19 protein-coding genes and 4 tRNA genes are annotated in these 20,476 nt (G+C 32.2%); 13 read left to right on the plus strand and 10 right to left on the minus strand.

Features of this window, described 5'->3' with window-relative positions; translation table 11 throughout:
- The first annotated feature begins 17 nt into the window (after positions 1–17).
- The 3 genes from flgE to metA all read left to right on the plus strand — a co-directional run bounded on the left by flgE (position 18) and on the right by metA (position 5,290).
- Positions 18–2,630, plus strand: coding sequence for a flagellar hook protein FlgE (gene flgE / locus AJN56_RS03740; protein WP_002800515.1), 2,613 nt, complete (start codon positions 18–20; stop codon positions 2,628–2,630).
- Positions 2,631–3,054: 424 nt separating this feature from the next.
- A complete protein-coding gene (locus tag AJN56_RS03750; protein WP_070246177.1) occupies positions 3,055–4,326 on the plus strand; it encodes an O-acetylhomoserine aminocarboxypropyltransferase/cysteine synthase in 1,272 nt (423 codons plus the stop codon).
- 82 nt (positions 4,327–4,408) lie between these two features.
- Positions 4,409–5,290 carry a homoserine O-succinyltransferase gene (metA, locus tag AJN56_RS03755; protein ID WP_002783526.1) on the plus strand — a complete coding sequence of 294 codons (882 nt, stop codon included), beginning with the start codon at positions 4,409–4,411 and terminating at the stop codon, positions 5,288–5,290.
- Positions 5,291–5,294: 4 nt separating this feature from the next.
- On the opposite strand, the gene AJN56_RS03760 is transcribed toward metA, so the two are convergent.
- Complete coding sequence (locus AJN56_RS03760; RefSeq protein ID WP_002868994.1) at positions 5,295–5,894, minus strand: NAD(P)/FAD-dependent oxidoreductase; 600 nt, start codon at positions 5,892–5,894, stop codon at positions 5,295–5,297.
- Positions 5,895–6,053: 159 nt separating this feature from the next.
- Here AJN56_RS03760 and queF point away from each other — a divergent pair, with 159 nt between their 5' ends.
- Positions 6,054–6,437, plus strand: coding sequence for a preQ(1) synthase (queF, locus tag AJN56_RS03765; RefSeq protein ID WP_002834281.1), 384 nt, complete (start codon positions 6,054–6,056; stop codon positions 6,435–6,437).
- A 137-nt stretch (positions 6,438–6,574) separates the two neighbouring features.
- Positions 6,575–7,219 carry an outer membrane beta-barrel protein gene (locus AJN56_RS03770; RefSeq protein WP_070246175.1) on the plus strand — a complete coding sequence of 215 codons (645 nt, stop codon included), beginning with the start codon at positions 6,575–6,577 and terminating at the stop codon, positions 7,217–7,219.
- A 35-nt stretch (positions 7,220–7,254) separates the two neighbouring features.
- Here AJN56_RS03770 and AJN56_RS03775 read toward each other — a convergent pair whose 3' ends face one another.
- The gene (locus AJN56_RS03775) at positions 7,255–7,884 is read right to left on the minus strand and encodes a hypothetical protein (protein ID WP_002853105.1); all 630 of its coding nucleotides are present in this window, start codon (positions 7,882–7,884) and stop codon (positions 7,255–7,257) included.
- A 319-nt stretch (positions 7,885–8,203) separates the two neighbouring features.
- Here AJN56_RS03775 and leuA point away from each other — a divergent pair, with 319 nt between their 5' ends.
- Genes leuA through leuD form a run of 4 tightly spaced genes read left to right on the plus strand, consistent with a single transcriptional unit; the run spans position 8,204 to position 12,815 of the window.
- Positions 8,204–9,739 (plus strand): 2-isopropylmalate synthase, encoded by a 1,536-nt coding sequence (gene leuA / locus AJN56_RS03780; protein WP_002868995.1) that lies wholly within the window; start codon positions 8,204–8,206, stop codon positions 9,737–9,739.
- A complete protein-coding gene (gene leuB / locus AJN56_RS03785) occupies positions 9,736–10,812 on the plus strand; it encodes a 3-isopropylmalate dehydrogenase (RefSeq protein WP_052785883.1) in 1,077 nt (358 codons plus the stop codon). Before leuA ends, leuB begins: the two co-directional genes overlap by 4 nt.
- The gene (gene leuC, locus AJN56_RS03790) at positions 10,799–12,211 is read left to right on the plus strand and encodes a 3-isopropylmalate dehydratase large subunit (RefSeq protein WP_079254199.1); all 1,413 of its coding nucleotides are present in this window, start codon (positions 10,799–10,801) and stop codon (positions 12,209–12,211) included. Before leuB ends, leuC begins: the two co-directional genes overlap by 14 nt.
- Before the next feature lies 1 nt (position 12,212).
- On the plus strand, positions 12,213–12,815 hold the full coding sequence (gene leuD / locus AJN56_RS03795; protein ID WP_002868998.1) for a 3-isopropylmalate dehydratase small subunit: 603 nt from the start codon (positions 12,213–12,215) through the stop codon (positions 12,813–12,815).
- On the opposite strand, the gene AJN56_RS03800 is transcribed toward leuD, so the two are convergent.
- The 5 genes from AJN56_RS03800 to AJN56_RS03820 form a co-directional block, all read right to left on the minus strand.
- The gene (locus AJN56_RS03800) at positions 12,795–13,325 is read right to left on the minus strand and encodes a GNAT family N-acetyltransferase (protein WP_009883153.1); all 531 of its coding nucleotides are present in this window, start codon (positions 13,323–13,325) and stop codon (positions 12,795–12,797) included. The two genes, leuD and AJN56_RS03800, sit on opposite strands and share 21 nt — an antisense overlap.
- 27 nt (positions 13,326–13,352) lie before the next feature.
- Positions 13,353–13,428: transfer RNA gene (locus AJN56_RS03805), tRNA-Val, on the minus strand.
- Between the two features lie 3 nt (positions 13,429–13,431).
- Positions 13,432–13,507, minus strand: a tRNA-Ala gene (locus AJN56_RS03810).
- A gap of 138 nt (positions 13,508–13,645) precedes the next feature.
- Positions 13,646–14,257, minus strand: a complete 612-nt coding sequence (locus AJN56_RS08870) for a glycosyl transferase family 90 (RefSeq protein ID WP_002869299.1) — start codon at positions 14,255–14,257, stop codon at positions 13,646–13,648.
- A gap of 456 nt (positions 14,258–14,713) precedes the next feature.
- Positions 14,714–14,801 (minus strand) — tRNA-Ser (locus tag AJN56_RS03820).
- A 135-nt stretch (positions 14,802–14,936) separates the two neighbouring features.
- Here AJN56_RS03820 and AJN56_RS03825 point away from each other — a divergent pair.
- Positions 14,937–15,013 (plus strand) — tRNA-Met (locus AJN56_RS03825).
- A gap of 13 nt (positions 15,014–15,026) precedes the next feature.
- On the opposite strand, the gene AJN56_RS03830 is transcribed toward AJN56_RS03825, so the two are convergent.
- From AJN56_RS03830 to AJN56_RS03840, 3 genes are read right to left on the minus strand one after another with little or no spacing between them, the layout of a single operon-like run.
- Positions 15,027–15,125, minus strand: coding sequence for a hypothetical protein (locus tag AJN56_RS03830; protein WP_002869298.1), 99 nt, complete (start codon positions 15,123–15,125; stop codon positions 15,027–15,029).
- Positions 15,122–16,192, minus strand: a complete 1,071-nt coding sequence (gene rlmN, locus AJN56_RS03835; RefSeq protein WP_070246173.1) for a 23S rRNA (adenine(2503)-C(2))-methyltransferase RlmN — start codon at positions 16,190–16,192, stop codon at positions 15,122–15,124. The genes AJN56_RS03830 and rlmN overlap by 4 nt, the downstream gene beginning before the upstream one ends.
- A gap of 22 nt (positions 16,193–16,214) precedes the next feature.
- Positions 16,215–16,751, minus strand: a complete 537-nt coding sequence (locus AJN56_RS03840; protein ID WP_002869296.1) for a purine-nucleoside phosphorylase — start codon at positions 16,749–16,751, stop codon at positions 16,215–16,217.
- A 79-nt stretch (positions 16,752–16,830) separates the two neighbouring features.
- Here AJN56_RS03840 and rsmA point away from each other — a divergent pair, with 79 nt between their 5' ends.
- From rsmA to AJN56_RS03855, 3 genes are read left to right on the plus strand one after another with little or no spacing between them, the layout of a single operon-like run.
- On the plus strand, positions 16,831–17,631 hold the full coding sequence (gene rsmA / locus AJN56_RS03845) for a 16S rRNA (adenine(1518)-N(6)/adenine(1519)-N(6))-dimethyltransferase RsmA (protein ID WP_002882245.1): 801 nt from the start codon (positions 16,831–16,833) through the stop codon (positions 17,629–17,631).
- Positions 17,600–19,594, plus strand: a complete 1,995-nt coding sequence (locus AJN56_RS03850) for a ribonuclease J (RefSeq protein WP_002860132.1) — start codon at positions 17,600–17,602, stop codon at positions 19,592–19,594. Before rsmA ends, AJN56_RS03850 begins: the two co-directional genes overlap by 32 nt.
- 34 nt (positions 19,595–19,628) lie before the next feature.
- Positions 19,629–20,390: a pseudouridine synthase gene (locus AJN56_RS03855; protein ID WP_002869293.1), complete on the plus strand. Its 762-nt coding sequence runs from the start codon at positions 19,629–19,631 to the stop codon at positions 20,388–20,390.
- Positions 20,391–20,476 lie beyond the last annotated feature (86 nt).

The following is a 20,476-nucleotide window of genomic DNA, read 5'->3' on the forward strand; positions in this document are numbered from 1 at the left end:
TTTATAAAGGATTTAAGATGATGAGATCACTTTGGTCTGGCGTAAGCGGACTACAAGCACATCAAGTTGCGATGGATGTTGAAGGTAATAACATTTCAAATGTTAATACCACTGGTTTTAAATACTCCCGTGCAGATTTTGGGACTATGTTTAGCCAAACTGTGAAAATCGCTACAGCTCCAACTGATGGAAGAGGCGGATCTAATCCACTTCAAATCGGTCTTGGAGTTTCAGTAAGTTCTACAACTAGAATTCATTCTCAAGGTTCAGTTCAAACCACAGATAAAAACACTGACGTTGCTATAAATGGTGATGGTTTTTTTATGGTGAGTGATGATGGTGGTCTTACAAACTATCTTACAAGGAGCGGGGATTTTAAACTCGATGCTTATGGAAATTTTGTTAATAATGCAGGTTTTGTTGTCCAAGGGTGGAATATCAACTGGGATACTCAAAGTATAGATAGCTCAAGAACTCCGCAAAATATTTTTATCGATCCAGGTATGCATATCCCTGCAGCGCAATCCACAGAAGTAGCCATCAAAGCGAATTTAAATAGTGGTTTAAATATAGGAACAGCAAGTCGTCCTTTGTATTCTCTTGATTCTGTGCATGGTTTTAATCAAAAAACAGGTGAAACTAAAGATGAAAATGATACAGGAACCACTCAGTTTTATACGACTTCTAAGAATTCTGTAGAAGTGACGGAAAAGGGTGTGGATGCAGGATCACTTTTTAATGCTAATGGACAGGGTTTAAATTTAAGAGATGGACAAGGGATTTGGGTATCTTATGCGGATGCTAAATATTCTACAAATTCTTTAGGTTATAATGCTTTTAATTCAAATTTACAACAAAATCAAACTGCTGCTTTTTGGGGTAATGGTAATCAAAAGACAAGATTAGATATAGTGATTAATGGAGTTGTTATTCAAAATGATACTATAGGTAGTATAGATGAGGCTATCGCTTATATCAATACCTTTACCGCACCAACGGATGCAAGAGAGGGAACAGGAGTAAGAGCGGTTAAAAATGCAGATGGCTCGGGTATAGATTTTGTCAATGATAATGCCGATGGCACTACAGATAATATGAAAAATATCAATCTTGTAGTTAATGCTAACAATACAGCAGGTGAACTTTGGAATGCTGTATGGAATAATAATACTCAAACATTTAGTTTTAACCAAGGTAACGGTGGTCAGCAGCCTGCTATTAATAAAAATGGTTCTTCTTTATGGACTGCTACTGGACAGAATTTGACTCCAGCTCCACCTGCTCCCGGGCCAATTACCCAAATTCAATTTACAGGTCCAGCAAATGCCCAAATAATAACAGCGCATAAATATATCTATAGTTCTTCGCCTCAAACTCTTCCTCCTATGTATAATCCCGATGGAGGTTTTAATTATATTCCAGGTACACCAGGTAATCCCCCTACTTGGAATGGTACAGATGCTGCTACTATAGGTTCGCAAAATTATTATAATGCAGTAATGAATGGTTCTTTATTAAATACCAATATAAGGACTTTTCACACTACCGAAGATTTAAGAGAGCTTTTACAAAGAGATGCTAGATATGGGGTTGATTATGATGGAAGTGGAACTTTTGCTGCAGCAGATGTCAATGAAAATGTTAAAGTTGTAGTAAATTCTTCAGGAGCTTTTTCTCTTACAAATGTTAATGAAACTTCAAATAGTCCAACACTTGTTACAGGTCAGGGAGCATTGACTTTTGGCTCTCATAATATGAATTTCAATATCACTGCTTATACAGATGAAAGAGGAACAGTAAGCACTAATGATGCTTTTACTAAAATCTTTAAAGGACTTGATGGTTCTTTCCCTGCAGGCAATCAGGTTAAGCAAAGTGAACTTCTAAAACTTTCTGCTTTTTCAGCAGGACTTGAAATTTATGATTCCTTAGGTTCAAAACATACTTTAGAAGTGCAGTTTGTTAAGCAAAGCACCACTCAAGATGGGGGTAATGAATGGCAAATGATCATCCGTGTACCCGAACCTGCAGAGATTAACACTACAGGCGAAGGACCAAATAATATCATCGTAGGAACAGCAAGATTTAATAATGATGGATCTTTGTCAAATTATAATCCAAGAACGATAAATTTTTCACCAAATAATGGTGCCGCACCAAATCAACAAATCAAACTTTCCTTTGGAACAAGTGGAAGCAATGACGGCCTTGTAAGCTCAAATTCTGCTTCAACTCTAACAGGACAGGCAACTGATGGTTATACTTCAGGTAACTTAAAACCTGATGCTATCCGTGTGGATGACAAAGGTAATATCTTAGGTGAATTTACTAATGGCAAAACCTTTGCTGTAGCAAAAATAGCAATGGCTTCAGTGGCAAATAACTCAGGTCTTGAGGAAATTGGTGGAAATCTTTTTAAAGTCACTGCAAATAGTGGTAATATCGTAGTAGGCGAAGCAGGAACAGGAGGTCGTGGTGAGATGAAAACCTCAGCTCTTGAAATGTCAAATGTGGATTTAAGTCGTTCTTTAACAGAGCTTATTATCATTCAAAGAGGTTATCAAGCAAATTCAAAAACCATTTCAACGAGTGATCAAATGCTTCAAACTCTAATCCAGCTTAAACAATAATTTAAGCTTAGTATTCTATAAAATATTGTTTTTTGCTCCCTTAAGGGAGCAAGCCTTGCTTTACAAGCCTATCTTGGTAGTCTTGTAATACTAGGCTTAGGCTTGAACTGCCTTCAATTTATTGCTAACTCACTCTTGCTAGGGGTGAGTTGCAATAAAATTTTAAGCAATGTGATATAAATTTTTTAAAATTTAATTTTAATTTTATTTTTTAAAGATAGAATAATCAATAATTTTTTAGAAAGGAGAAAAAATGTCTTATATTAGTTTTAACTTAATGCTTTCTTCTTTCTGTATGCGTGCTTGGCACGCTTAATCTGCTCGTATATACTCATATTCTATAAATTTACATTTTCAAATAGCCTAGTTTAAAGCCGATAAAAAGCTTTTTAACATTTTTTCATTGACACAATAAGGATAAAAAATGAATTTCAATAAAGAAACTTTAGCATTACACGGAGCTTATAATTTTGATACTCAAAGAAGTATTAGTGTGCCTATATATCAAAACACTGCGTATAATTTTGAAAATTTGGATCAAGCTGCAGCAAGGTTTAATCTTCAAGAACTTGGCAATATTTACTCAAGACTTAGCAATCCTACAAGCGATGTTTTAGGACAAAGACTTGCTAATATCGAAGGAGGGGCTTTTGGAATTCCTGTTACTAGCGGTATGGCAGCTTGTTTTTATGCTCTTATCAATTTAGCAAGTTCGGGAGATAATGTCGCGTATTCGAACAAAATTTATGGTGGGACTCAAACTTTAATTTCTCACACACTTAAAAATTTTGGCATAGAAGCTAGGGAATTTGATATCGATGATTTAGATAGCTTGGAAAAAGTTATAGATCAAAACACAAAAGCGATTTTTTTCGAAAGTCTTTCAAATCCTCAAATTGCCATAGCTGATATAGAAAAAATAAGCCAAATAGCAAAAAAACATAAAATCGTTAGCATTTGTGATAATACCGTTGCTACTCCTTTCTTACTCCAACCTTTTAAACATGGCGTGGATGTAATCGTGCATAGTTTAAGTAAATATGTAAGCGGTCAAGGCACTGCTTTGGGTGGAGCACTTATAGAAAGAAAAGATTTAAACGACTTGCTTAAAAATAACGATAGATATAAAGCTTTTAACACTCTTGATCCAAGTTATCATGGACTGAATTTAAATACACTTGATTTGCCGATTTTTAGTATTAGAGTCATCATCACTTGGCTTAGAGATCTAGGAGCTAGCTTAGCACCTCAAAATGCTTGGTTACTTTTACAAGGACTTGAAACCTTGGCAGTGCGTATAGAAAAACACAGTCAAAATGCTGAAAAAGTTGCGAATTTTTTAAATTCTCATCCTGATATCAAGGGCGTAAATTATCCTACTTTAGCAAGTAATGCTTATCATAATTTATTTAAAAAATATTTTGATAAAAATTTTGCTAGCGGGCTTTTAAGCTTTGAAGCTAAAGATTATGAGCATGCTAGAAGAATTTGTGATAAAACTCAACTTTTCTTACTTGCTGCAAATTTGGGTGATAGCAAGTCTTTGATCATCCATCCTGCTTCTACTACTCATTCGCAACTAAGCGAAGAAGAACTCCAAAAAGCAGGCATTACGAAAGCTACTATACGCTTAAGCATAGGACTTGAAAATAGCGATGATTTGATAGCGGATTTAAAACAAGCTATAGAAAGTTAAAAGTGTGTTTGCATTGAGTGAATGAGATAAAAATTCCACCATGCTTTATCATAAATAAGGTTTATTAAATAAAGGAGAAAAAATGCCACTGATTATTCCAGAAAATATACCCGCTTATGAGCTTTTAAAAGAGCATGCTTTTATCATGGGATTAAGGAGAGCAAAGCATCAAGATATCAGGCCGCAAGAAATTTTGATTGTCAATCTTATGCCAAAAAAAATTGAAACAGAAAATCAAATTCTAAGCTTACTTGCAAATTCTCCTTTGCAAGTAAATATCACACTTTTAGCCACGACTAGCTATGTGGGTAAAAATACTCCTTTTACTCATTTGGAAAAATTTTACAAGGGTCTTGAAGAGGTTAAAAAACATAAATTTGATGGTGCTATTGTTACAGGAGCTCCTGTGGAACAAATGGATTTTGAAAAGGTTGCTTACTGGGAAGAATTGCTAGAAATTTTTGATTTTTTAAAGCAAAATGTAACAAGTTCTATGTATATTTGTTGGGGTGCCATGGCTGCTTTAAAATACTTTTATGGTGTGGATAAAATCTCTTTAGATAAGAAAATTTTTGGAGTCTATAAGCATGATAAAGTTTCGCCTGATCTGCTTTTAACAAATTTAGATGAAAAGGTTTTAATGCCTCATTCAAGACATTCTAGCATGGATGAAGAGCAAATTTTAGCACTACAAAAACAAGGGAAATTAAAAATTTTGCTTAGAAATAAAAAAATCGGTTCGGCTTTATTAAGAGATGAAAAGAATATTTTTATTTTAGGGCATTTGGAATATTTTAAAGAGACTTTACATCAAGAATATGTAAGAGATAATTTCATACAAAAAGCTAAAAATTATTATGATAAAAAGGGCAATATAAAATACAATTGGCGTTCAAATGCAAATACCATTTTTGCAAATTGGCTCAATTATGATGTGTATCAAAGCACACCTTTTGTGCTTTGATGATTTAAACTCTTGTAGTAGGTGTATCGTGATATACGCTTACTGCACCTTTGATATCGCTTAAAATCGCGCAAGCTGCTTCATTGGCACTTCCCATCGCGCAAGCTACCATAGTCGTAACACCTGAAGCAAGTCCTGCTGCGTAAATTCCTTCTTTGATAATCTGTCTCCCGTGATGTTTGAAGCAAAATTTGTTTGGTTTTGGCATAAGCTCATGCGGTATTACAAAATCTTCAAGTTCTTTGATATCGCTTTTGTTTGCCCCTGTTGCTACGATGATATAATCTGCTTTTATACCCAAGCCTTGCTCATCATTAACAGTAAAATCTCCTTTTTCTCCGCTTATGCTTACTACTTTTGAATCGATGTATTTTACTTCGAGCATAGAAGCAATTTGTGCTTTTATGTGAGTGTAAATTTCATCTGCTTTTGCACCTTTTGGGAAAAAAGGAACATTGTAAATTGCTGCTGCTTTTAAATCTGCTTTACCCTCATCAAAAACAGTGATATCAAAGTCAAGTTCTTTATTTTTAGCTGAAGCGAAAAATAAAGCCGCGCTAAGTCCTGCGATGCTACCGCCTATAATTGCAATTGATTTTCTCATTTTTTTCCTTTTGAAAGATTTGCCTTATTCTAGTATAAAAAGCTTTATTTAATATAATATTTGTCTTTTTTATGCAATTTGCTAAAAATGTTTATTTTTCAATTGCTCTAAAAGTAATTTTTTATATAATTTTCTAAAAATTTTCAATAAGGAAAGCTCATGCGTTATGGTGAAAAAGAAATTAAAGAATTTGATGTAGAAAATATGGAAATTTGGCCAAATGATGCTAAAAATGACTATATCATTAAAATCACCTTGCCTGAATTTATGTGTTGTTGTCCGCGTTCAGGTTATCCTGATTTTGCAACGATTTATCTTGAGTATATGCCTGATAAATTTGTGGTTGAGCTTAAAGCGATAAAACTTTATATCAATACTTTTATGTATAGAAATGTTTCACATGAAGCAAGTATCAATGAAATTTATAATACTCTAAAAGACAAACTCAAGCCAAAATGGATTAAAGTTGTGGGGGATTTTAACCCGCGTGGAAATGTGCATACGGTGATAGAATGTCGTAGCGATATGGTAGTGCCAAAATAATATTTAAGTAAAATATTAACATATTTTTATGTAAAGATTAAGTATTTTATAAAAAATTCTTATTTAATCTTTGAAGAATATATAATATAAAAAGATCTAAATTTTTTAGATCGAATTTTATTATAAGGAGTTAGGTTATGAATAAAAAATTATTAAGCATTATCGCAAGTGCTACTTTGTTTTCAAATTTGGCTTTAGCAGATGAGAATTCTGGTTTTTTTATAGGTGCTGATGCAGCTTGGATGCATGCTCAAGTAAAAAGTGAGTTAAAACATAAGAATACAAAGCAAAATTTTAATGGAGATATTTCAGGTAATATACCATCGTTTGGTCTAAAACTTGGATATCGTTTAAATGAAAATCATAGAATTTATGCTGGTTATAATTATTCTGATGAATTTAGTGATTTTATCAAAACTCCTAAAATTCAAATCGAAGGTGATTTTGCTACACATAAATTTTTAACAGGTTATGATTTTACTCCTAAGCTTTTTGAAAAAACCAGAGCTGTTTTAGGTGTGTATGGAGGATATACAAGAACAGATCTTACCTTAAAAACAAGCTTTTTATCTTTGTCGCAAAATTTTGACGGTTATTTTTATGGAGCGAAAATAGGTGCTTTATATGATTTGACACCACATAATGAAATAGAATTAGGCTTTAAAGCAGAGCAAATTCATTATAATTCTAGAAATTTTTATCAAAATAAAGTGGGTTCAAACTTTTACGATCCTAAACAAACAAATTATGGTGTATATTTAGGATATAATTATAAATTTTAATCTAATGCAAGTTTTTATAACTTGCATTAATGAAATCAACCTCCACCGATAAAGTATTTTTCAACATCATCAAGTAGTTTTTCACAAATTTGAGAATCTGTATTTTTTTCTACTACAAGATTGATATAAGTTTTAGTATCTCTGAAACTTCCTGCTGATTTTGAATTTTCACGAGTGAGTTTTTGATTCTCTTTAGTATATTCTATAGTGATGTTAAATTTTAGAGCAGCACTTGCTTCACCTAAATTCGTTTTTACTACCACATTCATTTTAGAAGCTTTAGCAAGTGTAGCTTGGGTTTTGTTTATGATCTCTTTAAAGCGTTGGCAAGAGCGTATAAGTGTAGCGATAAATTTGTTATCAAGTCCTTCATAAGCTACTTTGAGTTTATTTTTGATATCTTTTGTACTTTCTTTTTCAGGGGCAACAAAAACCATATAAAAACCATTTTTTATAGTCACATTGTCTGTTTTTACATCGCGTCCGCTTGACATAACTTTAACATAAATGGCATTATCAAGATAAACACGATCTACCATAGGCCCATAAATTTCGTATTCTTTTTTTCGGACTATGACTTCACGAGCTAGGACATTTAATTTCACATTGGCTTCGTGGATAACAGGTTCCATTTCTTTTTTAATCTCTAAGAGTTCTTTTAACATCAACTTCCTTTTTGTTACTTAAAATTACAATTATATCAATAATTTTCTTAATTTAAGAATTTTACAAACACATTTACTAAAAATATGATACATTAAGTATTAATTTTAACAAAGGAGGAAAAGATGAAACAAATTTTTGAAATTTCAAATTCAGTTCAACAAAAAAGTAAAGACAATACTTTTAATCTGCTACTGCAACTTTCACTCTAAAACTCAATTTTATTTTTAATCATTTTTTACATTTTTAATTTTTTATTGTTGTTGTTAAGTTTTTGAATTTTTAATTCATTCAGTCTGTTTGGTTTTAAAGGATTAAATCATGAAAGATAATAAAATCATAATCTTTGATACCACTTTGCGAGATGGAGAACAAGCTTTAGGCAGTTCTTTGGGTATCAATCAAAAATTACAAATCGCTTTAGCGCTTGAAAATTTAGGCGTAGATGTTATAGAAGCAGGTTTTCCGGTATCTTCACAAGGGGATTTTAAAGCGGTGCAAAAGATCGCTTCTAAGGTTAAAAACTCAACTATTTGTGCACTTTCTAGAGCATTGGATAAAGATATAGATATGGCTTATGAAGCTTTAAAAGTGGCAAAGCATTTTAGAATTCATACTTTTATAGCCACTTCGACTTTGCATATGCAAGATAAATTAAAAAAAGATTTTGATGAAATTTTGTCTATGGCAAAAAGAGCGATTATAAGAGCAAGATCTTATACTGATGATGTAGAATTTTCATGCGAAGATGCAGGAAGAACGCCTATAGATAATCTTTGTTTTATGGTGGAAAATGCGATAAAAGCAGGTGCTAAAACTATAAATATCCCAGATACCGTAGGCTATACTCTGCCAAGCGAATTTGCTAATATCATCAAAATTTTATTTAACAAAGTGCCAAATATAGACAAAGCTATCATTTCTGTGCATTGTCACAATGACTTAGGTGTGGCAACGGGCAATAGTTTAAGTGCTATTTTACAAGGTGCAAGACAGATAGAGTGCACTATAAATGGACTTGGCGAAAGGGCGGGTAATTGTGCTTTAGAAGAAGTGGTTATGGCGATAAAAACTAGGAAAGATTATTTAAAAGGTTTTTATACTGATATTAAATGTGAAAATATCTTTAAAACTTCAAAATTAGTTTCAGCTATCACTAATGAAAGTATACCTTCGCATAAAGCTATAGTGGGTAGCAATGCGTTTTCTCATAGTTCAGGCATTCATCAAGATGGAGTGCTTAAAAATAGGCAAACTTACGAGATCATAAGCCCTAGTGCCATAGGAATTCATGAAAATCGTATGTTAATGACGGCAAGAAGTGGAAGGGCTATGATAAAAACTTGCCTTGAAAATTTAGGCTATGATGAAAATACTTATAATTTAGATGATGTTTATGAGCGTTTTTTACGCCTTGCGGATAAAAAGGGTCAAGTGTATGATTATGATTTGGAAGCTTTGATGTTTTTAAGCTATGAAAATGAAGAAGAAAATGAATTTGTGATTGAAAAATTAAGCGTGATTAGTGGCAATATCCCAACTGCTTGTGTTTGTATGCGTATTAAAGAAGAGTTAAAAACTGAAGCTTGCACAGGAAATGGTCCTGTTGAAGCAGTTTTTAACTGCATTGCTAGGATAACGAATTTAAAGCCTGCGCTAAAAGCTTATAGTATCAATGCAAAAAGTTCAGGGGTAGATGCTCAAGGACAAGTGGATGTGGATTTGGAATTTAAAGGGAGAAAATTCCATGGAAAAGGAATTTCAACAGATGTTATAGAAGCTTCAGCACAAGCTTTTGTGAGTGCTTACAATGCGATTTATCGCTCTTTAAAAGTAGAAGAAAGGAAAATGGCATGAAAACTTATAAAGTAGCTGTCCTAGCAGGAGATGGTATAGGACCTTTGGTGATGAAAGAGGCTTTAAAAATTTTAACTTTTATCGCACAAAAATACAATTTTAGTTTTGAATTTAATGAAGCTAAAATAGGTGGTGCAAGTATAGATGCTTATGGAGTGGCTTTAAGTGATGAAACTTTAAAGCTTTGTGAGCAAAGTGATGCGATTTTATTTGGTTCTGTGGGTGGGCCTAAATGGGATAATTTGCCCATAGATCAAAGACCTGAAAGAGCCTCGCTTTTGCCTTTAAGAAAGCATTTTAATTTGTTTGCAAATTTGCGTCCTTGTAAAATTTATGAAAGTTTAACTCATGCTTCACCTTTAAAAAATGAGATTATCCAAAAAGGAGTGGATATTTTATGTGTTAGAGAGCTTACAGGTGGGATTTATTTTGGTAAGCAGGATTTAGGTAAAGAAAGTGCGTATGATACTGAAATTTACACTAAAAAAGAGATAGAAAGGATAGCTCATATTGCTTTTGAAAGTGCAAGAATAAGAAAGAAAAAAGTGCATTTAATCGACAAAGCAAATGTTTTAGCAAGTTCTATTTTGTGGCGAGAAGTGGTGGCAAATGTTGCAAAAGATTATAAAGATATAAGCTTAGAGTATATGTATGTGGATAATGCTGCGATGCAGATTGTAAAAAATCCTAGCATTTTTGATGTTATGCTTTGTTCAAATCTTTTTGGTGATATTTTGAGCGATGAGTTAGCTGCCATTAATGGATCTTTGGGTTTGTTAAGTTCAGCAAGTTTGAATGATAAAGGTTTTGGACTTTATGAGCCAGCAGGTGGAAGTGCGCCTGATATAGCTCATTTAAATATAGCCAATCCCATAGCTCAAATTTTAAGTGCGGCTTTGATGTTAAAGTATAGTTTCAAAGAAGAACAAGCCGCACAGGATATAGAAAATGCTATATCTTTAGCATTGGCACAAGGAAAAATGACTAAGGATTTAAATGCTAAGTCGTATTTAAATACCGATGAAATGGGGGATTGTATTTTAGAAATTTTAAAGGAGAATGACAATGGCTAAAACTTTATATGAGAAAGTCTTTGATGCTCATGTGGTTTATGAAGGCAAAAACGAACTTCCTATACTTTATATCGATAGACATTTAATCCATGAAGTAACAAGCCCTCAAGCATTTTCAGGGCTTAAAATGGCTAAGCGTAGAATGGCAAGAGCGGATTTAACTTTGGCTACTATAGATCATGATGTTTCAACTAAAAGTGTGGATTTAAATGCTTGTTCTGATATGGCAAAAGAGCAAATTACAACTTTGATGCAAAATACTAAGGAATTTGGAGTAAGGCTTTTAGGACTTGGAGATAAAAATCAAGGCATAGTTCATATAGTAAGTCCTGAGCTTGGCTTTACTTTACCTGGGGTTACTTTAGTTTGTGGGGATTCTCATACGGCAACACATGGGGCTTTTGGAGCTTTAGCCTTTGGTATAGGCACGAGTGAAGTAGAGCATGTCATGGCAACGCAAACTTTAAAACAAGCCAAACTTAAAACTATGAAAATCGAATGTAAAGGGCAGTTTCAAAAAGGCGTTTATGCTAAGGATTTGATTTTGTATTTGATCGCACAATACGGCACGGCAAAAGGCACAGGTTATGCTATAGAATTTTGCGGAGAACTTATAAGAAATTTAAGTATGGAAGCTAGAATGACTCTTTGTAATATGGCTATAGAATTTGGAGCTAAAGTAGGTATGATAGCTCCTGATGAGATCACTTTTGAGTATATTAAGGGAAAGGAATTTGCACCTAAAGGAGAAGAATTTCAAAAGTATTGTGAGTATTGGAAGAGTTTAAGAAGCGATGAAGGAGCAAAATATGATGAGAGTATTACTCTAGATGTAAGCAAGATAAAACCACAAATTAGCTATGGAACAAATCCTTCGCAAGTGATTGGCATAGATGAAAAAATTCCAAAAATAAGTGATTTTAAAAATCAAAGCGAGCAAAAATCTTTGCTTGATGCTTTATCTTATGTAAATTTAGAGCAAGATCAAGTTATAGAAGGGGTAAAAATCGACATTGTATTTATAGGATCTTGCACAAATGGGCGTTTAGAAGATCTTAAAATAGCCGCCGATATCTTAAAAGGGCGTAAAATTCATAAAAATGTTAAAGCTTTAATCGTGCCTGGTTCAATGCAAGTAAGAAAAGAAGCTGAAAATTTAGGACTTGATAAGATTTTTATCGAGGCAGGGTGTGAGTGGAGATATGCAGGGTGTTCTATGTGTCTTGGTATGAATGATGACAAAGCAAATTCAGGTCAAAGAGTTGCTTCAACTTCAAATCGTAACTTTGTAGGCAGACAAGGTAAAGGTTCTATCACTCATTTGATGAGTCCTGCAAGTGCGGCAGCTTGTGCCATAGAAGGTGTTATTTGTGATAATAGAAAGTATTTAGGAGTTTAATATGCAAAAATTTATTATACATAAAGGTATAGCTTGTCCTTTAGAATATGCCAATATAGACACAGATCAAATTATACCTAAGCAATTTTTACTTGCAGTGTCTAAGCAAGGTTTTGGTAAGCATTTGTTTCATGATTTGCGTTATTTAGATGATAAAGAAAGTGTTTTAAATATGGATTTTAATCTCAATAAAAAAGAATATCAAAATAGCTCTATTTTGGTAAGTTTTGAAAATTTTGGTAGTGGCTCTTCAAGAGAGCATGCGCCTTGGGCTTTGGTTGATTATGGTATTAGAGCTATTATCGCACCTTCTTTTGCGGATATTTTTAAAAACAATGCCTTAGGAAATGGTTTGCTTACCATAGAACTTGCTAAAGATGAGGTTTTGGGAATAGTTGATGAGTTAAAAAAATCCCAAGATAAAAATATAGAAATTTCTTTGTTGGAAAAAAGAGTATTTTTTAAAGATAAGATTTTTTCTTTTGATTTAGATGATTTTCACAGAATTTGTCTTTTGGAAGGACTTGATAATATAGCTTTAACTTTAAAACATGAAGCACAAATCAAAGCCTATGAAAAAAACTCAAAAAGCTTTTTGGTTTAGAATTTTTTCATAAGCTAAAAAAGGATCTTGGTAATTAGGTATGTCAAAGTTTCCACAAAAATTAAAATCAAGCTTTTTAAAAAGCGAATTCATAGGAAAATTTTTACTATGAGTATCTGCTCTTAAACTTGCCTTGTGATTTTCCAAGGCAAAATTTTCGCAAAAATTTAAAAGTTTTTGTGCCACGCCTTTGCCTTTTGCATTTTGTTTGACGGCTAAACGGTGTAGATAAAAGGCTTTATCATCATAATTTTTGTTAAAAATAACTTGTTTGTAAAATTCAGGTTCAAATTTTTCATTGATACAGATAAAGCCTAAAATTTCATCATTTTCTTTAAACACATAAAGTTCTTGTGCTTGTATATCTTCTTGAAAAACTATTTCATTGGGATAATTCTCATCCCATTGGTGAAAATTCATAGTTTTCATAGCATTTAAAGCATCTTTTGTGATTTCAAGTATAGAATTTAAATCTTTATGGATGGCTTTTTGTATGATAGTGTTTTGCATGATAATCCTTTGTATAAGGAAGGGTGATGGTGGCTCCGATTGGACTTGAACCAACGGCCACTACCATGTCAAGGTAGTGCTCTACCAGCTGAGCTACGGAACCATATGGTGGAGCATAGCGGGTTCGAACCGCTGACCACAACGCTGCCAGCGTTGTGCTCTCCCAGCTGAGCTAATGCCCCTTTATAAGTCTGAGATTTTATCGCAATATTACTTGTTTTTGGCTGAAAACTAAAATCAAATTTTTAATTTATGATGTAATATATGTATAAAAAGATTTATTTTTTATGAAAAATTAGAGAATTAATGAGAGTAATTTACTATTTGATTAATTCTAAAATATCTCTTTTTTTGTTAAGTTCAAGTTGTCTAGAGTAATAAAAATATTTGGTCAAAACCAAAATTCCTATATGGAATTCTTTTTTCTTGTCTAAAAATTTCTTAATATATTGATGAGCATTATTAATAATTTCCAATGCATCTTTTGGGCGACTTTTAAAATATTCAATTACTGCTGACAAATTCTCATTATCAATCAAAGCAAAGTGATAATTTTGTTTTAAAGTTCCTTCCATAAACCAAGTTTCGCAAGTTATTTTTGGAGCTAAAACTAAAGAATTAGAATTCATAGCCCATTTTAAGTTGCTTGCTACATCGTTACCCTCTAAAGAAATTATAAATTTATATTTCATTTGTTCTTTTTTGTTTAAAAAGTTTTTTTTCCATTGGCTAGGTTGTTTTGAAGTATCTCCTATATCGCAAAAAGTTCTACCAAAATAAGAATCAAAAAATTCTTTTCGATGTTTTTGATATACTGCTCCTCTAAATATCGCTATATCCTTTTTATTTTCATAGTTTATGTTATCTTTTAAAAAGCAAAAGTGCCTATTTTTATCAAGTTTTAATAAAATATTATTTATATTATTTTCCAAAGATCTCGATTTGCAAATAGTTGCTTCTTTAAAAGTATGTCTTACATCGCCAAATTCTTTATTCCATAAAAATTCATCTTTAAAGTATTTACTGATTTCATAAGCATCAAAAGCATAAGAGGTGCTTTTAAAAGGAAATTTTCCTATTTTTTCCTTTGCTGTAGGTGTAAAAAATTCATTTATTTGATTATAATATTTAACTCGAGTTTGTATTTCTTCTAAGTCTTTAATATTGTATTTTAAAATATCATTAAAAATTTTATCTAAATTTATTTGAAAAATATCTTGGTATAAAAGATATTCCTATTCCTTTTAAATTCATTAAAAGTCTTGATTGTAGCATTATAAAAAACCTAATAAATAAAATTTTTAATATTTTATCAAAAATTTAAGAATTTATAAACAATAAAATAACTTTTGACAAAACAATAATATTTTAAATATTAAAAATAAGAATGGCAGACAGGAAGGGATTCGAACCCTCGAAAGCTTGCACTTTACACGCGTTCCAGGCGTGCTCCTTCAACCGCTCGGACACCTGTCTATGAAATAAAGCTTTCATTATATCTATAAAAGCTTTAAAAATAAAGAAATTTTTTAAATATTGAAAATAAAATTATTTTTTAAAAAAATCAGAAAATTTTTAGTAAAAAGTAGTATAATTATATTTTTATTTTTAGTCAGGGTAGCTCAGCTGGTTAGAGCGCTGGTCTCATAAGCCGGAGGTCGGGAGTTCAAGTCTCCCCCTTGACACCATTAAATGTAATAATTATTTTTTTTCTTTTGTTACTACAAAAACAATTCCACCAAAACCTATAATCACAACAGCTGTTATAAAAACGATTTCAAAAATATCTAGCATTGTCATTGTTCTTTTGCCCTTTCTTTAAGCTGTCCACAAGCAGCTGAGATATCAAGCCCTTTACTTTCTCTTATAGTACAAGTTACACCTTTATTGCTGAGTAAATCTTGAAATTTAATCGCGTTTTCTAAACTAGGGCGTTTATATAAGCTTCCTTCATGCGGATTAAAGAGTATTAAATTCACTTTAGCTTTAATGCCATTTAAAAGCTTGACTAATTCTTTAGCGTGTTCAAGCTTATCATTGATACCATCAATTAAAAGATATTCAAACATTACCCTTTTTCTTTGATCTATAGGAAATTCACGCACCGCATCCATAATCGCAGCGATATTATAAGCTTTATTGATAGGCATAAGTTCGGTTCGAAGCTCATCATTAACTGCATGCAATGATATAGCAAGTAAAACACCTAAATTCATTTGACCTAATTCTTTGATTTGTTTTGCCAAACCGCTAGTACTGATGGTTTGACGGCGAGGACTTATGGCAAGCCCATCATTTTGTGCTAAAATTTTTACCGCTTTAGAAACATTTTTAAGATTATCCAAAGGCTCGCCCATACCCATATATACTATATTTACACGGCGTTCGTAAGGGATATTGTTTTGTTTTTTGATCCATAAAATTTGTCCAACTATCTCTCCTGTGCTTAAATTTCTTTTCAAGCCACCTTTAGCGGTAAGACAAAAACTACAGCCACTTTTACAACCCACTTGAGAAGAAACACAGATAGTGTATCTCGCATGAGAAATTCTTTTGCCTTCTGTGTTTATTTTTTCTTTTTTCATAGGTAAAAGCACGCTTTCTACCCTTAAACCATCGATAAGTTCAAAAAGATATTTTATACTTCCATCTTTACTTTGCTCATTTTTAACACATTTTACAGGAGAGAAATGAAAATTTTGCGCAAGTTCTAAACGTAGATCTTTTGGTAAACTTGACATATCAGAAAAATTATTGGCGTATTTTTGATAAATCCATTGATAAATTTGTTTCACGCGAAACATCGGTTTGATTTTTTCTTCTAATTCTTCAGGTAAAAAATCTAAAATATTAACAAGCTCTTTCAAAATTATTTTCCTTTTTGAATTTTTAAATATAATGATATTTTTTTAAGTATTCTTCTAATTTTTCTTTTGCCTTTTGATGATTTTTTATAAAATCTTCGTGAGCATTTTCATTGCAAAAATTTGTTGCACACAAAATACACTCTGCATCAATATTTAAATTTTTAGCTACGCTCAAAACAGAAAAGGCTTCCATATTTTCTGCAAAAAAACCTAATTTCGAAAATTCTTTTGCTGCTTTTGAATTTTGACAAATATAATTTGAAGAATTGATCTTGATTGTTTCACGAGAAACATTTTCTTTTTCTAAACAAATTTCATATTTTGCAGGAGTATAAAAAGCGTGTGAAATTTTAGAAAATTCTACATTAAAAGCATATGAACTTCTATAAATTTCTAAAATTTCTCCTTTATCATAAAGCCCACAAGTTCCTATAAATATAAGTTTTGATGGTTTTTCTTTGAAGCAAAGTTGACCCAAATGAAAAGCTGATTCAACCAAACCTATACCTATAGCTTTTGCAAAAGAAAAATTTTCATTTCCACCCGCACAAACAATCATTTTGATCCTTATGAAATTTTACAAAAATAATTCTACCTAAAAAGACTTAATTAAGAATTTTTAGATAAAATTATTCCTTATGGTTAAAGCAAAAAAACAATACGGACAAAATTTTTTAATCGATAAAAGCGTATTAGCAAAAATCATCCAAGCCATACCCAAAGAGATGAACAATATCATTGAGATTGGGCCTGGCTTAGGTGATTTAACGCAAGAACTTTTAAAAATTTCTCAAGTAAAAGCTTATGAAATCGATAATGATCTTATACCTATTTTAAAAAAGAAATTTCAAAAAGAACTTGAATGTGGAAAATTTAACTTGATCCATCAAGACGCAAGCGAAGCTTTTAATCCTAGTCTTGATGAAAAACCATATTTTTTGGTTGCAAATTTGCCTTATTATGTTGCAAGTCACATTATATTAAAAGCTTTAGAAGATAAAAATTGTCTAGGGCTTATTGTAATGGTGCAAAAAGAAATGGCTGAAAAATTCTGCGCTAAAGAAGGAAATAGTGAGTTTTCTTCCTTAGGTGTTTTAAGTGCAATGATTTGCGAAAGAAAAATACTTTTTGATGTTGATCCACAATGTTTTAATCCGCCGCCAAAAGTTATATCAGCGGTAATGAGTTTGATTAAAACTAAGGATTTTAATGAACTTTGCGAAATAGAAAATTTCAAAAATTTTCTAAAAGACTGTTTTAAAGCTCCTAGAAAACAACTCTTAGGAAATTTAAAAACATATAAAGCAAAAGTTTTAGAAGTTTTAAGCACCCTTGGCTTAAAAGAAAACATCAGACCACATGAAATTTGCGTTGATTCATACCTTAAAATTTATGACAAATTAAAGGATAAATATGGACGAAAACAAAGAGATAAATAAAAACGAACAAAATCCGAACTCAAATTCAAAAAACAATAAACGCTATAAATATAAAAATCGTAGAAAAAAATTAGCTGATTCTTTGCAAAATGAAAATGATACTCCAAAAATTGATCAAAATTCCAACAAGGAAAATTCTGAAAACTCAGAAAATAAAACTGAGAAAAAAAAGAAGAAAAATCGCAATCTTCCTTCAAAACTCACAGGTAATGAAGATTGGCAAATCGCTCTTGCAGAATGTATAGAAGCTAACCGTGTTTCACATGAAAACCGCTTACACCCTTTAAAATATAATAATTCTAGCGAGCATAAAATCCGCATCACTCCTTTAGGAGGTTTAGGAGAAATTGGTGGAAATATCAGTGTTTTTGAAACCAATAAAGACGCAATTATAGTAGATATAGGTATGAGTTTTCCTGATGGAACTATGCATGGGGTAGATATTATCATCCCTGATTTTGACTATGTAAGAAAAATTAAAGATAAAATTCGTGGTATAGTGATCACTCATGCACACGAAGATCATATCGGTGCAGTGCCTTATTTCTTTAAAGAATTCCAATTTCCTATCTACGCTACACCTTTGGCTTTAGGAATGATTTCAAACAAATTTGAAGAACATGGCTTAAAAGCAGAACGCAAATGGTTTCGCCCTGTAGAAAAACGCCGTGTTTATGAGATAGGCGAATTTGATATAGAGTGGATTCATATCACACATTCTATCATTGATGCTTCAGCACTTGCGATCAAAACAAAAGCAGGAACTATTATCCACACAGGTGATTTTAAAATTGATCAAACCCCAATCGATGGCTATCCAACAGACTTAGGACGTTTGGCACATTATGGAGAAGAAGGGGTTTTATGTCTTTTAAGCGATAGTACAAATTCGTACAAAGAAGGTTATACAAAAAGTGAAAGCTCTGTAGGGCCAACTTTTGATCAAATTTTTGCACGTACCAAAGGCAGGGTGATCATGAGTACTTTTAGTTCTAATATCCACCGTGTTTATCAGGCTATCACTTATGGTTTAAAATACGGCAGAAAAGTTTGTGTGATCGGTCGTTCTATGGAAAGAAATCTTTATACCACTATGGAATTAGGCTACATCAAACTTGATAGAAAAATTTTCATCGATGCTGATGAAGTAAGCAAATATAAAGACAATGAAGTGCTTATCGTAACTACAGGAAGTCAAGGCGAAACCATGAGTGCGCTTTATAGAATGGCAACTGATGAGCATAAATTTATAAAAATCAAACCTACAGATCAAGTGATTATTTCAGCTAAAGCCATACCAGGAAATGAAGCAAGTGTTTCTGCGGTGCTTGACTATCTTTTAAAAGCAGGAGCTAAAGTAGCGTATCAAGAATTTAGTGAAATTCATGTAAGCGGACACGCTAGTATAGAAGAGCAAAAACTTATGCTAACCCTTACCAAACCTAAATTTTTCTTACCGGTTCATGGAGAATACAATCACATCACTAAACACAAAGAAACAGCGATGAAGTGCGGTATCCCTGAAAGAAATATTTATCTTATGAGCGATGGCGATCAAGTAGAACTTTGCCAAAAATATGTCAAACGCATAAAAACCGTAAAAACAGGTAAAGTTTTTGTAGATAATCAAATCAACAAACAAATCGCCGATGATGTAGTTATAGATCGCCAAAAACTTGCAGATAGTGGCATAGTGGTTATTATCGCACAAATTGACAAAGCCACAAAAACACTGATCAATAAACCAAGAGTATTTAGCTATGGGTTAGTAGCTGACAAACACGATCATGCTTTTAGCAAAGATATGGCTGAAGTTTTAGGACAATTTTTCATCAATGTTAAAGATGAAGTACTCAATGATCCAAGATTTTTAGAAAATCAAATCCGCCAAGTCTTAAGAAAACATATCTTTAGAAAGATTAAAAAATACCCAACCATAGTTCCAACTATTTTTGTAATGTAAAAAAGGGCAAAAACGCCCTTTTAAGGAAGATCAAATGAGAATTAATAAATTTATATCCCATAACACTCGTTATTCACGCCGTGAAGCTGATGAACTTATCAAACAAGGCTTAGTAAAAATAAACAACAAAATTGCCCTTTTAAGCGATGAAGTTAAATTTGATGATAAAGTCTTTGTTAAGGGCAAAAGAGTGCAAAAAAGAACGCAATTTAGCGTGATAATCTACCATAAACAAAAAGGTGAAATTGTCAGTAAAAAAGACGATCGTGGAAGAAAAACTATATACGATACCTTGCCAAGACAATTTAGTACTTGGCTTAGCGTAGGTAGGCTGGATTATGCAAGCGAGGGCTTGCTTTTGCTTACAGATTCTCCTGTGATTGCTAATGCTTTAATGCATAGCGATTTAGAAAGAGAATACTACCTTAAAGTTAAAGGTACGGTGAGCAAACAAGTCATCGAAGCCATGCAAAATGGGCTTGAGATTAAAAATGAAAAAAAAGGCGCACACGCAAAAACCAAAATCACCTCTATGAGTTTTGCTCCTTTTATAGACTTTGAAATTTTTGGATCAAGTGGAGGTTATACTAAGCTTAGAGTGGTTATAAATGAAGGTAAAAATAGAGAGCTTAGACGCTTTTTTGGACATTTTGATCTTGAAGTCATGGATCTTAAGCGTGTTGCTTTTGGGGCTTTAGATCTTGGTATGTTAAAGGCGGGAAAACATCGCTATTTGGAAAATGGAGAATATGAAAAATTAAGAGATTTTTTGAAATTTAATGAAATAAGATATTGACCATTATATGCAAAAATTTAAAAAATAATGATAATTTTTAAATTCTAAAAATTCTATTTTTATCCTTTTTAAAAGGAAAATAATAG

This window comes from Campylobacter sp. BCW_4319, assembly GCF_001764435.1.
Classification (GTDB): domain Bacteria; phylum Campylobacterota; class Campylobacteria; order Campylobacterales; family Campylobacteraceae; genus Campylobacter_D; species Campylobacter_D jejuni.

Coding starts and splice junctions, on each gene's coding strand:
- AJN56_RS03750 (WP_070246177.1), top strand. CDS start 3,055: ATGAATTTCAATAAAGAAACTTTAGCATTACACGGAGCTTATAATTTT.
- AJN56_RS03775 (WP_002853105.1), bottom strand. CDS start 7,884: ATGTTAAAAGAACTCTTAGAGATTAAAAAAGAAATGGAACCTGTTATC.
- AJN56_RS03840 (WP_002869296.1), bottom strand. CDS start 16,751: ATGATTGTTTGTGCGGGTGGAAATGAAAATTTTTCTTTTGCAAAAGCT.
- queF (WP_002834281.1), top strand. CDS start 6,054: ATGCGTTATGGTGAAAAAGAAATTAAAGAATTTGATGTAGAAAATATG.
- leuD (WP_002868998.1), top strand. CDS start 12,213: ATGCAAAAATTTATTATACATAAAGGTATAGCTTGTCCTTTAGAATAT.
- leuC (WP_079254199.1), top strand. CDS start 10,799: ATGACAATGGCTAAAACTTTATATGAGAAAGTCTTTGATGCTCATGTG.
- flgE (WP_002800515.1), top strand. CDS start 18: ATGATGAGATCACTTTGGTCTGGCGTAAGCGGACTACAAGCACATCAA.
- metA (WP_002783526.1), top strand. CDS start 4,409: ATGCCACTGATTATTCCAGAAAATATACCCGCTTATGAGCTTTTAAAA.
- leuA (WP_002868995.1), top strand. CDS start 8,204: ATGAAAGATAATAAAATCATAATCTTTGATACCACTTTGCGAGATGGA.
- rsmA (WP_002882245.1), top strand. CDS start 16,831: ATGGTTAAAGCAAAAAAACAATACGGACAAAATTTTTTAATCGATAAA.
- AJN56_RS03770 (WP_070246175.1), top strand. CDS start 6,575: ATGAATAAAAAATTATTAAGCATTATCGCAAGTGCTACTTTGTTTTCA.
- leuB (WP_052785883.1), top strand. CDS start 9,736: ATGAAAACTTATAAAGTAGCTGTCCTAGCAGGAGATGGTATAGGACCT.
- AJN56_RS03800 (WP_009883153.1), bottom strand. CDS start 13,325: ATGCAAAACACTATCATACAAAAAGCCATCCATAAAGATTTAAATTCT.
- AJN56_RS03830 (WP_002869298.1), bottom strand. CDS start 15,125: ATGACAATGCTAGATATTTTTGAAATCGTTTTTATAACAGCTGTTGTG.
- AJN56_RS03855 (WP_002869293.1), top strand. CDS start 19,629: ATGAGAATTAATAAATTTATATCCCATAACACTCGTTATTCACGCCGT.
- AJN56_RS03760 (WP_002868994.1), bottom strand. CDS start 5,894: ATGAGAAAATCAATTGCAATTATAGGCGGTAGCATCGCAGGACTTAGC.